The sequence below is a fragment of the Billgrantia bachuensis genome (assembly GCF_011742165.1).
Classification (GTDB): Bacteria; Pseudomonadota; Gammaproteobacteria; order Pseudomonadales; family Halomonadaceae; genus Halomonas; species Halomonas bachuensis.
Window position 1 is genome coordinate 104,776 of sequence record NZ_JAAQTO010000050.1, and the last position, 12,767, is coordinate 117,542.

At 62.3% G+C, this 12,767-nt stretch carries 13 protein-coding genes; 2 read left to right on the forward strand and 11 right to left on the reverse strand.

All coding sequences use genetic code 11. The annotated features are described in order from the left end of the window. Positions 1-240 precede the first annotated feature (240 nt). Both HBJ55_RS17915 and HBJ55_RS17920 read right to left on the reverse strand, forming a co-directional pair. Positions 241-1,623, reverse strand: a complete 1,383-nt coding sequence (locus HBJ55_RS17915; protein ID WP_167118179.1) for a KamA family radical SAM protein — start codon at positions 1,621-1,623, stop codon at positions 241-243. Between the two features lie 193 nt (positions 1,624-1,816). Further along, positions 1,817-2,056 carry a DUF2798 domain-containing protein gene (locus HBJ55_RS17920; protein WP_167118182.1) on the reverse strand — a complete coding sequence of 80 codons (240 nt, stop codon included), beginning with the start codon at positions 2,054-2,056 and terminating at the stop codon, positions 1,817-1,819. Positions 2,057-2,197: 141 nt separating this feature from the next. On the opposite strand from HBJ55_RS17920, the gene HBJ55_RS17925 reads away from it, so the two are divergent. Continuing rightward, entirely contained in the window at positions 2,198-2,713 is a 516-nt protein-coding gene (locus tag HBJ55_RS17925; RefSeq protein WP_167118185.1) for a macro domain-containing protein, read from the forward strand. Here HBJ55_RS17925 and HBJ55_RS17930 read toward each other — a convergent pair. The 7 genes from HBJ55_RS17930 to HBJ55_RS17960 form a co-directional block, all read right to left on the reverse strand. Beyond that, positions 2,710-4,014 carry a TRAP transporter large permease gene (locus HBJ55_RS17930; RefSeq protein ID WP_167118188.1) on the reverse strand — a complete coding sequence of 435 codons (1,305 nt, stop codon included), beginning with the start codon at positions 4,012-4,014 and terminating at the stop codon, positions 2,710-2,712. The genes HBJ55_RS17925 and HBJ55_RS17930 overlap by 4 nt on opposite strands. Beyond that, entirely contained in the window at positions 4,004-4,483 is a 480-nt protein-coding gene (locus tag HBJ55_RS17935) for a TRAP transporter small permease (protein ID WP_167118191.1), read from the reverse strand. Before HBJ55_RS17935 ends, HBJ55_RS17930 begins: the two co-directional genes overlap by 11 nt. A 62-nt stretch (positions 4,484-4,545) precedes the next feature. Further along, positions 4,546-5,556 (reverse strand): DctP family TRAP transporter solute-binding subunit, encoded by a 1,011-nt coding sequence (locus tag HBJ55_RS17940; protein WP_167118194.1) that lies wholly within the window; start codon positions 5,554-5,556, stop codon positions 4,546-4,548. A 138-nt stretch (positions 5,557-5,694) separates the two neighbouring features. After that, positions 5,695-6,489: a 3-keto-disaccharide hydrolase gene (locus tag HBJ55_RS17945; protein WP_240936181.1), complete on the reverse strand. Its 795-nt coding sequence runs from the start codon at positions 6,487-6,489 to the stop codon at positions 5,695-5,697. Positions 6,490-6,604: 115 nt separating this feature from the next. Further along, on the reverse strand, positions 6,605-7,156 hold the full coding sequence (locus HBJ55_RS17950) for a gluconate 2-dehydrogenase subunit 3 family protein (RefSeq protein ID WP_167118197.1): 552 nt from the start codon (positions 7,154-7,156) through the stop codon (positions 6,605-6,607). Beyond that, the gene (locus HBJ55_RS17955) at positions 7,153-8,841 is read right to left on the reverse strand and encodes a GMC oxidoreductase (protein WP_167118200.1); all 1,689 of its coding nucleotides are present in this window, start codon (positions 8,839-8,841) and stop codon (positions 7,153-7,155) included. Before HBJ55_RS17955 ends, HBJ55_RS17950 begins: the two co-directional genes overlap by 4 nt. Positions 8,842-8,944: 103 nt before the next feature. Then, entirely contained in the window at positions 8,945-9,829 is an 885-nt protein-coding gene (locus HBJ55_RS17960; protein WP_206022744.1) for a sugar phosphate isomerase/epimerase family protein, read from the reverse strand. A 630-nt stretch (positions 9,830-10,459) separates the two neighbouring features. Here HBJ55_RS17960 and HBJ55_RS17965 point away from each other — a divergent pair. Continuing rightward, entirely contained in the window at positions 10,460-11,317 is an 858-nt protein-coding gene (locus HBJ55_RS17965; protein WP_167118203.1) for an EamA family transporter, read from the forward strand. On the opposite strand, the gene HBJ55_RS17970 is transcribed toward HBJ55_RS17965, so the two are convergent. After that, positions 11,303-11,812, reverse strand: a complete 510-nt coding sequence (locus tag HBJ55_RS17970) for a DUF192 domain-containing protein (protein WP_167118206.1) — start codon at positions 11,810-11,812, stop codon at positions 11,303-11,305. The genes HBJ55_RS17965 and HBJ55_RS17970 overlap by 15 nt on opposite strands. 4 nt (positions 11,813-11,816) lie before the next feature. Further along, entirely contained in the window at positions 11,817-12,566 is a 750-nt protein-coding gene (locus HBJ55_RS17975; RefSeq protein WP_167118209.1) for a GntR family transcriptional regulator, read from the reverse strand. Positions 12,567-12,767 lie beyond the last annotated feature (201 nt).

A 12,767-nucleotide genomic window follows, 5' to 3' on the forward strand; every position in this document is an offset into this window, starting at 1 on the left:
CCCTGAGTAGCCAGTCATTTAGCCACTGGCTGGCGGAAACTACCGCTCCCCTCTACTTTAGCGAAAAAAACGTCGGAACGATGGGTCTTTTTCAACATGGCCTAATTCTAGTCTGCCTTTTCGTTTAGTGTGCGTTAATTCCTGATATGCATGCCCCATGAGGACTCCTAACCGCCTGTTGACGGCCAGCTTCCGTATCGGCCGGAGCACCGGACGGCGCTCCCTTTTGTCGATAAGAGCCTAGGAGGCCTTGAGGATCAGCTCCTGCTTCTCTTCCTTCATCGCAACGAAGTCACTTTCGAAGAAGAACTCACCCTCGCCCAATGCCGGCTCGAGGTGATTGAGCCAGGTCGCCGCCTCGTCGTACTTGGCGAAAAAAGGACGCTGTACCCAGCCGCTATCGCGCCCCTGAATGAAGCGCAGCACGAACACCTTCTCTCCCTGTATCTCGGCAACGCCCTGGATCTCCACCTTGCCCGGATCGGCGGACATGGAGGGCCCGCGAGCGGTACGCGCCAGACCCGGGACCTGCTTCATGGCCTCGCGATAAATCTCCCAGGCACGCACCAGCGGCAGCTCGAAGTAGTGGCGGGCGCCGGTGTCGCGCTCGACGAACATGTAGTAGGGAATCATCCCCAGGCGCACTTGGGTGGTCCACATGCGCGCCCACTGGTCGGCGTCGTCGTTGATGTGCTTGAGCAGAGGCGCCTGAGTGCGTATCTCGGCGCCGGTGGCACGGATGCGCCGGATTGCCTCGCGGCAGATGGGGGTGTCCATCTCCTTCCAGTGATTGAAGTGCGCCATGAAGGCCACGTGCTTGCCCGCCGCCGCCAGCTCGCGAAACAGTTCGAGCACGTCCTCGGCATCCGGATCGGTAACGAAGCGATAGGGCCAGAAGGTCAGGCTCTTGGTGCCGATGCGGATGTCCTGGACATGATCCAGCTCGGGCGACATCAGCCCCTCCAAATACTGGCGCAGGTGCTTGGCCTTCATCACCATGGGGTCGCCGCCGGTCATCAGCAGATCGGTGACCTCGGTGTGCTCGGCCAGGTAGCGGTGCAACGAAGTCGCTTCGCTTGCGGCGAACTTCAGCTCCTTGTCGCCGACGAACTGGGCCCAGCGGAAGCAGAAGGTGCAGTAGCTGTGGCAAACCTGGCCCTGGCTGGGAAAGAACAACACCGTCTCGCGATACTTGTGCTGCATGCCGGGCAGCGGCTCGCCATCCAGCATGGGCAGGTTGAGATCCATTTGCCCTGCCGGATGCGGGTTGAGCTCGCCGCGAATGCGCTCGATTACCGGCTTCATTTCGTCGGCACCGGCCTCGCGGCGCAATAACTCGGCCACTTCGTCGAAGTGTTCGGGAAGGAGCATGCCGCGCTGAGGGAAAGTGAGCTGAAAGAGGGGATCCTGCGGTACGTTGTCCCAATCGATCAGCTCGTCGATGACGTATTCATTGACTCGGAAAGGCAGCACCTGGCTGACCACCCGCATGTCGAAACGCAGGTCTTCAGGTAGCCGCTGTATCGCCTCGATCTTGTCCAGTTGACGATGAGTGTAGACCTTGAATTGGCGGGCCTCGATGGCCTCGGCTCCGGCATTGCCGATGTTCGCACGCTGGTTCATTGTCTCCTCCTGTTGTCATGGGCCATGGCCGGGAAACCCTGCGCTGCGGCGCAAAGATGCCGTCACACCGGCCTGGTACCGGCGAGCCGTGGCTTATCGGGGGGAGCACATTGGTACCGCCTGGGCAGTCGAGTTGCAAGTTTCTGTTTCTATTTGCAACGTATGTCTCGAAAAAAGCCGGAATTCGTAACGATCAGTCCGCTCCGTCCTTATTGACCAGACGACCAACCAGGCGCTGCAAGCGCGGTGCACCGAGGAGAATCAGGGCAAAAGCGATCGGCCAGGCGATATAGAAAGCACGCCACCAGCGTGAGAGAAAGTTACCGTCGAGTCCGGTATTGACCCAAGTAATCACGAAGGTCATCAGTGTGACCATGTAGATCGACATGAGCACCGCGAAGGTCAGCGGCGCATAGCGAGGAGGAATCGACATCCGGCCTCTCCTATTCGAATGAAAAATTCTCTGGCAGTACCTGGCCGAAGGACAAAGCAGTACGGCAAGACCCTGCGTGGTCGGCCTTGAACTTCCCCTCGTGCGAGGACCAGACTGATGACATGACAGAGGAGCTTGCTCATGCCAACCCAACTGGAGTGTCGCCAGGGCGATATCGCCAACCAGCCTGACATGGATGCAGTGGTCAATGCCGCCAATGCTGAACTGCGCCCAGGCGGCGGCGTAGCCGGCGCTCTGCATCGAGCGGCCGGACCGGAGCTCGACCGAGCCTGCCGCCCCTTGGCGCCGATAGCACCGGGCCAGGCGGTGATCACCGAGGCCTTCGGTCTGCCCAATCGCCACGTCATCCACTGCCTGGGACCGGTGTACGGCCGCGACAAGCCGGAAGCGGAACTGCTGGCCGCCTGCTATCGCAATGCCCTGTCGCTGGCCGAGCAGCACGGAATTTCCAGCCTGGCCTTCCCCGCCCTCTCGGCGGGCGCCTTCGGCTACCCCCTCGAGGAGGCTACCCGAATCGCACTCACCACGGTGAGCGAGACGCTGCCCCAATGCCCCGGCATCGAGCGGGTGCGCTTCGTGCTGTTCGATGCCGACAGCACCGAGGTTTTCCAGCGCACCCTGGACTCACTCGGCTAGACGTTATAGCCGAGTACGCGCGGCAACCACAACGCGATTTCGGGGAAGATCGCCACCAGGGCCAGGGCGCTAGCCATGGCCAGCACGAACAACAGCGCCCAGCCCAGGGTCCGTTCCAGGCGGATCCTGGCGATTTCGGTGGTCACCATCAGATTGACCGCCACTGGCGGCGTGAACTGCCCGATGGCGATGTTCATCGCCAGCAGGATACCGAACCACACCGGGTTCCAGCCGAAGTGCTGCATCACCGGGATCAGGATCGGCATCATGATCAGGTAGATCGAGATGGCATCGAGCAGCATGCCGGCCAGCAGCACCGCCAGCATGACGAGGACAAGCAGCACCCCCCCGTTGTCGGACAGGCCGATGACCCACTCCGCCAGGTGACGGAAGGTGCCGAGCATGGTGCCGGCCCAGGCGAAGATCCCGGCCAGGGCAATGATCAGCATCACCACGCCGGAGATCACCGCCGCCTCGCCGAGCAGGTCCCACAGGTCGCGCAGACCGATCTCGCGGGTCAGGAACAGGCCGACCAGGGCGCCATAGGCCACCGCTACCACTGCCGCCTCGGTGGGCGTGAACAACCCCGAGCGCAGCCCACCAAGAATCAGCACCGGGGCGAACAGCGCCGGTAGCGCCTGCTTGAAGGTCTCGCCCACCTCGAGCCGCTCGGCGCCCTCCACCGGCGTGCCGCCTTCCCAGCCGTAGCGCCGGGACACCAGCAGTGCCGGCACCAGCAGCGCCAGTCCGGCCAGGATGCCGGGGAAGAGCCCGGCGGCGAACAGTGCCCGCAGGTCGACCTCGGGCACCACGATGGAGTAGAGAATCAGTGCCACCGAAGGAGGGATCAGGATCGCCGTGGAGGCCGAGGCGGCGACCAGCGTGGCCGAGAAGGGCTTGGGATAGCCCGCCTTGGTCATGCTCGGCAGCATCACCATGGCAACCGCCGCGGCATCCGCCGGCCCGGAACCGCTCATGCCACCCATGATCATGCACACCAGCACCGCCACCAATGCCAGGCCGCCATGCCGCGGCCCGATCAGCGCCTGGGCGAAGCGCACCAGGCGCAGCGCCACCCCGGCGCGTTCGAAGATCAGGCCGGTCATGATAAACAGCGGAATGGCGATCAGCGGGTATTTGGCGATGCTGTTGTAGGTATTGGTGCCGAGCGTGGCCAGCATCGCCGGCGAAAGGCCCGACACGATGCCCACCGCCCCGGCCAGTGCCAGCGAGAAGGCCACCGGCACGCCGGCGATCAGCAACCCGGCGAAGGCCAGGATCATCCACAGGTCAGGATTCATCCTCGAGCCTCCCGCGCAGGCGGTCGACGGTCTGTTGCACCAGGCGTACCAGCATCGCCACCGACAGCAGCGGCAACCAGGCAAGGTACCACCACTGCGGCAGGCCGAGCCCCGGCGACAGCGACTCCCACTGATACTCGTCCCAGGTCAGCTTGGCGCCAAACCAGATGATAAGCCCCAGCACGATGGTGCCGCAGAAGCACTGGAACAGGATCAGCGCACGACGCGGCCCTTCCGGCAGAGCAAGTTCGAACAGGCCGATGCGGATGTGGCCGTTGCGCCGCAGCGCTACCGAAGCGCCGGTGAAGGTCAGCACCACCAACAGAAATACCGAAAATTCCTCGGTAAAGGCCAGCGAGCCTCCTGTGACGTAGCGGGTGACCACATTGCCCAGGCTGATCAGCGAAATGACGGCCAGCGCCAGCGAGCCCAGCCATCGCTCGGGTTTGGCATCGGGAGAGAACTTCATGGAAGCCTCGCAATGAAAGCCCCGGCTTCGCGTACGAAGCCGGGGTCAGGCGGCAAAGTGGCTCAGCGGGCCTCGATTTCCTGACTCGCAGCGTCGATGAGTTCCTGGCCGATACGCGGATACCACTTCTCGTGCACGCTCTGGGTCGCGTTGACGAAGGCACGATGCTGCTCTTCGGTAAGCTCGGTGACCTGTACGCCGCGCTCCTGAATGGCGGCCAGACGCTCGCTCTCCTGCTCGCGGGTCATGGCGATTTCCCACTCGCCCGCCTCGATGGCGGTCTCACGCAGGATCTTGCGCTCCTCCTCGGAGAGCGTTGCCCAGACCTGCTCGTTGACGGCAAAGATCAGCGGATCGTTCATGTAGTTCCACAGCGTCAGGTATTCCTGTCCCACCTGATCGATGCGCGCCACGTCGAATACCGAGAGCGGATTCTCCTGGCCATCCACGGCGCCTGTGGTCAGTGCCGGTTTGGCATCGGCCCAGCTCATCTGAGTGGGGTCGGCGCCCAAGGCGGTGAAGGTATCCTGGAACAGCGGCGAGCCGACAACACGAATCTTGAGACCGTCGAGATCGCCGGGCTCGTCGATAGGACCGCGAGAATTGGAGAGCTGGCGGAAGCCGTTCTCGCCCCAGGCCAGCGGAATCACACCGCGCGACTCAATGGCCTCGAAAATCATCTCGCCGGCGGCACCACCAGTCACGGCATCCACGGCCGCCTCGTCGGGCATGAAGAACGGCAGCGAGAAGAGGTTGAGCTCAGGCACCTGCGGCGACCAGTTGATGGTCGAACCCACCGCCATATCGATCAGACCCGACCGCATGGCCGAGAACTCTCGTGTCTGATCGCCGTTGACCAGCTGCGAATTGGGATAGACACGCAGGGTAAGCTCGCCTCCGGTGCGCTCCTCCACCAGCTCGGCCCACTTCTCGGCCGCCTGGCCCCAAGGGAAGGCGTCGGAGAGCACGGTGGAGATGGAAAGTTCACGTGCCTGTGCCGTAAGCGAGGCGGTGAGCACGGTGGCACCAGCCAGGACAGCGGCGATACGTGAGATACGGCTTACTGAATTCATGACGTGTCCTTGAGTCGTTGGCCGTAGTCCCGCACTGGGGAGCCGGCTAATTCTTGGTATTAGGAGAATCGGGAAGTCACAACGCATTGTAAAGCGATCAGCGTTGAAGGGAAGATGAACACGTCAAGTTAGGTCAGGCTACAACTGCCTGACCCAGATATTGCGGTAGCTGACAGCCGCATCGTGATCCTGCAGGAAGATCGGGGCACAACCGTGGGCCTCGCCGTAGTCGGGTTCGCCGATCCATTCAGTGGTGCCCTGGACCTCCACGTGGTGCTGGACCAGCACATCGTTGTGCAACACCGTGACGTAGGCGGGCGACTCGAGCTCTCCTGCTTCATCGAAACGCGGCGCCGTATAGAGAATGTCGTAGCTCTGCCACTCGCCGGGCGGGCGCGAGGCATTGACCAGCGGGATGTGCTGCTTGTAGACCGACGCCGCCTGGCCGTTGGGGTAGGTGGCATTGTCATGGGAATCGAGCACCTGGATCTCGTAGCGCTCCTGCAGGAATACGCCGCTGTTGCCGCGATCCTGGCCATCCATGCCCTCGATGTCGACGGGCGCGCGCCACTCCAGATGCAGCTGCACGTCGCAGAATGCCTGCCGGGTGCGAATGCCGCCGGCGCCACGCTTCACGGTCATCACCTCGCCCTGATGATGCCAGGGCGCGGGGCCGCCCTCCTCGGCCTCCCAGGCGCTCAGGTCGCTGCCATCGAACAGTACGGTGGCATCCGACGGCACGCCATCCGCCGGTGCTTCCACCACAGGCGGCACGGGCTCCCAGACCTCGGTCTTCTCGGCCTGCTGCCAGGGCTCCAGTGCCTCTTCCTGTGCGCCTTCGCCGCCAATAGCGGCGAAGGAGAGCGCCATCATGCCGACGCCAGTGGCCCGAACCAGGGTCGTTGCTGAATAGCAAGGGATCGGTCGTTGCATCGCATCTCTCCAATTCGTCTCGAACGAACGGGCGGTACCCGGCCGGCCAGTGGGGCCGGCCGTCGTATTCCGGGGTTCATTTGGGTGCCAGGCCCGGTTTCGTTGATCTTGCGGCTCAGGTCGCCCAGGCGGGCTCCCCTTCCTCGTAAGGCATGCAGCCGTCGTAGCGGCCCGGGACGGCCTCGTAGCGCAATACTTCCGTGGCCCCCACTTCCGACGTGAAGAACCCGAACAGCGTCAGTTGCTTCATCAGGGTGAAGTAGTGCGGTTCGCCGCTCGCCTCGACCTGCGCCCTGGCCTCGCGATCCAGCTCGGCGATCAGGTCACGTCGCTGCTCGCTCTCCAGGTTCAGGAAGCCGCGCTCATACGCCGCGCGGCTGCGCGCGTCGAGCTGCGCCAGGCCCTGGTGGAACAGGCTCCGCTCTTCGGGCGTATAACAGGCACTGACGAAAACGGTCATGAAGGCGCCGACTTCGGCATCCTTGGCACCGGGTGTATCGGTGCGTGGCAGGATGGTTTCGGCCAATTCGTCCAATCGCTGGACATCCTCGGCGCTGAAGCTTCGATCGCATTCGTCGGAGGCACTGAAAGCCAACAGGGAATTGCCCCCGACCAGCGCCGCGCCGGTCGCCACGGTAATCATTTTCAGCAGTTCACGACGGTTCATGAGAGGTTCCCCCGCTTGAGCTCTTCCACCGCATGGTCCACCGCACGGGCGGTAAGGGCCATGTAGGTCAGGGATGGATTGACGCAGGATGACGACGTCATGCAAGCGCCATCGGTGACGAAGACATTGGGGGCGTCCCACACCTGATTGAAGCCGTTGAGCACCGAAGTCGCCGGATCGCGCCCCATGCGCGCGGTGCCCATCTCGTGAATGCCCATGCCCGGTGCATAGTCGCCCTCCTCGCCCTTGACGTTTTGCACCCCGGCGGCCTCGAAGAGATCGACGGCGTCCTGGACCATGTCTGCGCGCATGTCGCGCTCGTTCTGCTGGAGCTCCACGCTGACGGAGAGCACCGGCAGGCCCCACTTGTCGCGCACGCCATGGTCGAGGGCGATGCGGTTCTCGTGGTAGGGCAGCATCTCGCCGAAGCCGGTCATGCCGATGGTCCAGCCGCCCGGCTGACTGAGGGCCTGCTTGAGTTCGGCGCCGATATTGAGCTCGGCGATCTCGCGATCCCAGCCCAGGCGGCTCGCCGCCCCCTGGTAGCCGAAGCCGCGCACGTAATCCCGCTGCTCGCCGCCCACGTTGCGAAAGCGGGGAATGTAGAAACCGGCGGGGCGCCGCCCGAAGTAGTACTTGTCGAGATAGCCCTCTACGTCGCCGCTGGCACCGCAGCGAAAATGATGGTCCATCACGTTGTGGCCCAGCTCGCCGCTGCTGCTACCCAGGCCGCCCTCCCAGACGTCGGTGGCGGAGTTCATCAGGATCCAGGTGGAATTGAACGTCGAAGCGTTCAGGAACACCACGTCGGCGGTGTATTCGTAGGTCTGGTGGTTCTCGGCATCGATCACTTCGACGCCGCGGGCCCGCTTGCGATCCTTGTCGTACAACACCTGGCTGACGATGGAGAACGGCCTCAGCGTCAGGTTGCCCGTCTTCATCGCCGCGGGCAGCGTAGCCGACTGGGTGCTGAAGTAGGCGCCGTAGGGACAGCCCAGCCAGCACTTGTTGCGATACTGGCAGTCGACCCGGTTCTGCTCGGGCTTAGGCTGGGTGATGTTGGCCACGCGGCTGTGGATCAGGCGGCGCTGGCCGTCGAACGCCCTTTCGATACGCCTGGCCACGTCTTTCTCCACGCAGTTGAGTTCGATGGGAGGCAGGAACTGGCCATCGGGCAGGATATCCAACCCTTCGCGCGTCCCGGCGATACCGGCAAAGCGTTCGACATAGTCGTACCAGGGCGCCAGGTCCTCATAGCGAATGGGCCAGTCGACGGCGATCCCCTCGCGCTGATTGGCCTCGAAGTCCATGGGGCTGAGCCGATAGCTCTGACGCCCCCACATCAGCGAGCGGCCGCCCACGTGATAGCCGCGAAACCAGTCGAAACGCTTTTCCTCGACGTAGGGATGCGCCTGTTCATCGGCCCACAGCCCCATGGTCGATTCGTTCAACGGATAGTCGCGCTTCAATACCGGAAATTTTTCCTTCATTTGCTGGGTGGCTTGGTCACGGTGTGGATAGTCCCAGGCTTCCTTGTCGGCGTTCTTGTAATCCTTGACGTGCTCGATATTACGGCCCCGCTCCAGCAGCAGGACCGTGAGTCCTTTCTCGGTCAATTCCTTGGCGGCCCAGCCACCACTAATGCCCGAGCCAACCACGATGGCGTCGTAGTGATTATTTGGCATGGAGTGCTACCTTTCTTGTAAGAATGTACTGATGGAAGTTCGTCGAATCACATGTCGCAGAGCCTGCGAAGACACGCTGTCTTTGTGATAGGTGCGTTACGGCTCATTCGTCATGGAGCGTCGCGAGTTTGTCACGTAGGAAGTCATGGCCTTCGGTGATGACGGCTTCGGCATCGAGCGGCTGGTCGTGCTCGATGATGTACCACTCCACTTGCGCTCGTTCGATGGCGGGAAGTAACGTGTCCCATTCCAGTTCGCCTTGTCCCAGCGTGGCGAAGCCGCCCTCATCTTCGGCAGTGCCCTCGGGCGCATTGTCCTTGGCGTGCACGGCAAACAACCGGTCCTCCACGCGCGCCACGTACTCGGCCGGATCCAGGCCGCCACGGTCCACCCAGGCGACGTCCAGTTCCAGAAGCAGCTCGGGTCCGGCGGCATCGAGCATGTGCTCCAGCGCCGTTTTATCCTCGAAGACTTCCATTTCGAAATCGTGGTTGTGGTAGGCGAGCCGGAAACCCTCCTCGTTCAACTGGGACGCGATATCGCCAAGCTCGCGTCCCAGTTCCTGCCAGCCCTCGGCATCGGTGGGTCGTGCCTGCTCGTCCAGATAGGGCAAGGTCAGGATGTCGTTGCCAACCGCTCGATTGAAGGCCACCGTCTCATCCAGACGGTCCCTTAAATCTTCCAATGGCACATGGCTTGATATCACCTCCAGTTCATACTTTTTGAGCAGAGCATCGAGCTCCTCTGCACTCACGTTCTGGTTGCCTACGGTCTCGATGGCTTCTACACCCGACCGCTTCACGGCAGCCAACTGCTCTTCCAGAGCGCCAAAGTCACGCAGTGTGTACATCTGCACGGCAATGGGAAATTCAGCGGTATTATCCTGCGCCATAATGGCCTGGTTCATACCGATGATCGCTATGATTCCTGCCGCAATCGTAGTGGTAAACTTCCACTCGGCAAAGCGAGAAGGGATATCCATATTCATATCTTGTCTCGTTATGATGGGTTTATTTACAAACTTATCCCTTGCGAATGATGCGGTTAACCGCCATCCGTTTTTGTTCGATTTTAAGTGTCTTTCAGTTATCTCACAGCACAGTGCAATCGATTACATTTTTTAGTCCATGACTATAAAGCCTGCAAGTCACGACCCGAAGGAGACGGCTGGTTTTTTCGAAATCTGGCTTAATCGATTAACAAAGAGGAAGTAACTTACTGTTTTTTATAGGATGGACTGGTAACAAAATTAATATATATACTTTAGTCTATGTTTTTGAGTGTGAAAGTAGCCTCAGAATAGCCGGGCAGCAGGAGACCTCAAGATAAACGCAGCTTCAAGCTCAGTGCAGCCAAATGCTCGCTTTCCTTTTGAGATGAATCGTGCCATTGAAACGCCACAATTTCGTTGCACAAACAACGATCTCATCGCATATGATGATAAAGCGGTTCTTGTCGAGAGAGAAAGCCGCTACCATTGCGCTGAAACCATCCAGTATGTCGTTCCTCATGTCGTGAGACACTCACCGAGGCAGCGACGTGCGGAGCGTTGACTCACCTGCCATGCACAGGACACGCGCTGTGTGCTTGTGAGCATGGCCACAGCCAAGGACTAGCCGTGCCGCTGCGCGACCTGCTGCTGGGGCTCTCGATCGTCGCGATCTGGGCCTTGAACATCATTGTCATCAAGCTGGGCGTCGAGGAGTTGCCTCCGCTGCTGCTGACCACCCTGCGTTTCCTTCTGGTCGCCGCCTTGCTGGTGCCCTTCCATCCCGTGGCGCGCCATCAGTTGCCCTTCCTGGTGCTGCTGTCGGCAACCTTCGGCACCCTGCACTTCGCCTTGCTGTTCATCGGCCTGGGACAGGCAGAAGCCGGTACCGGGGCGCTGCTGGTGCAAATGGGCACGCCCTTCGCCACTCTGCTGGCGGTGATCTTCCTGGGCGAGAGGCTGAGCGCCAAGCGGCTGGTCGGGCTCGCGCTGTCGTTCGGCGGGGTGGTGGTCCTGGCCGGCGGCCCCAGCCTGCCCTCGCCGCTGCCCATGGCCCTGCTGCTGCTCAGCGCGTTCGGCTGGGCGGTATCGCAGCTGTTGATCAAGAAGGGGCCCAACCTGGCGCCCATGGCACTGGCGGGCTGGACGGCTCTATTCGCCGTGCCTCAGGTGGCAATCGGCTCCTGGTGGTTCGAGCACGACCAGATGAGCGCCATGGCGACGGCCGGCTGGTTCGGCTGGGGGGCGGTGTTCTATACGGCGGTGATGTCGTCGATCGTCGCCTACGGCATGTGGTACGGCCTGTTGCGTCGACACCCGGTCAGCCGGCTGGCGCCGCTGAGCCTGCTGGTGCCGGCTGGCGCCGTGATGCTGGGCATCGCACTGCTGGGAGAGAGCCTCAATGCCCATATCGCCTTCGGTGGGGCCATGGTCATCGCCGGGGTGGGGTTGATCGTGATTCGCTTCCGCGCCTTATTCGGTCGCTGATTCGCAACCCTCGGCACGGCCAGGCCAAGTCACGCAGGCCCCCTCCTCGATGCCGTGTTCTTCGAAGTAGCCGGCGTTGACCTCCAGCGCGGCATGATAGGCGGCACCGGCAATGGTCACCGGGCAGTCGTAGGGGTTGCGCGAGAGGCACGGTTGCATGGTATGCAGGGTAGCGATACGGCCATCTGCGTCGATAAAGGCGATGTCCAGCGGAATACGGGTGCGGTACATCCAGAAACCGCCCGCGGCCGGCTGCTGTTCCTCGTAGAGAAACAGCATGCCGGCGTCGGGAGCGAGACGGTCGCGGTCCATCAGCCCCTTCTGCCGTTCGGCCGAGGTACGTGCCAACTCCACCTCCAGCCGATGCCGCTCGGAGCCTGCATGAATCTCCAGCGGGCCACGCTGGAGCGCCGAGGCTTCATCGGCTCCGGCCGGCAGCTGCCAGGCCAGCAGCGTGGCCAGCCAGGCGACAGGTAGCACACGCTTGGCAAGCATCTCGTCACTCCTTGCTCAGGCTCATCGTGGCGCCTTCACGCTGCCCGAGGATCGCCATCAGATCGATGCGCGTCTCTCGCGTACGCAGGTCGAGCAGACCTTCAAGGGCCTGCAGGTGATCATGGATACATTTTCGAGCGGCCTCGGCATCGCCGTCGCGCAGGCGCTCGAGCAGCGCCGGGTGATCCTGGGGCAGATAGCAACTGGCCAGCCCCGCCCGCTTGTAGAGCGCAATGACGATGGAAGTGCGCAGGACCAGGTCGGTGAGCATGGCGCCGAGCACGCGGTTGGGCGAGTGCTCGGCGAGCAGGTGGTGAATGGCCAGCGAGTTCTCTATGCGTGATGGCTCGTCGCTGCAGGCGTGTGCCTCGGCCTCCCGTGCGACCAGCGTGGCGATATCCTCGAGCAGCGCCTCGTCGATGTTCCCTGCCAACAGCGCAGCCACCTCGCCCTCCACCAGGCGCCGGGCGGCAAAGGTTTCGCGGGTTTCCTCGATGCTCGGCGCGCGTACGCGGGCCACCTGATTGGGCTGCTGGCTGACGACGTGATCGGCAGCCAGGCGAGTCAACGCCTTGCGCACCACCGAGCGGCTGACACCGAATATCTCGCCCAAGGCCACTTCCGGCAGACGTGTCCCCGGCGGCAAACGCTGGGTCAGTACCGCAGTGCGCACCTTGTCGACGATGAAGCGGTCGCTGATGCGGCCGCCGGCTCGCGTTTCGGCGGCCACCTCCTCCTGCCAGGTATTGCTCATGGTAGCCCCTCGCACCTTTCGCTCATGAGCTTACCTTCGCACGTTTCCCACACTCAGGCCACACGGAAGACGGCTTTCTGTATACAAAAATCAGCCCTGCGCATGCTTCTCGTCGACGTCCAATATCTTCAGGGTATTGGTTCCGCCGTGGGCGTTCATGTGGTCGCCCCGGGTCAGGATGACATGATCCCCGGGCTCGGC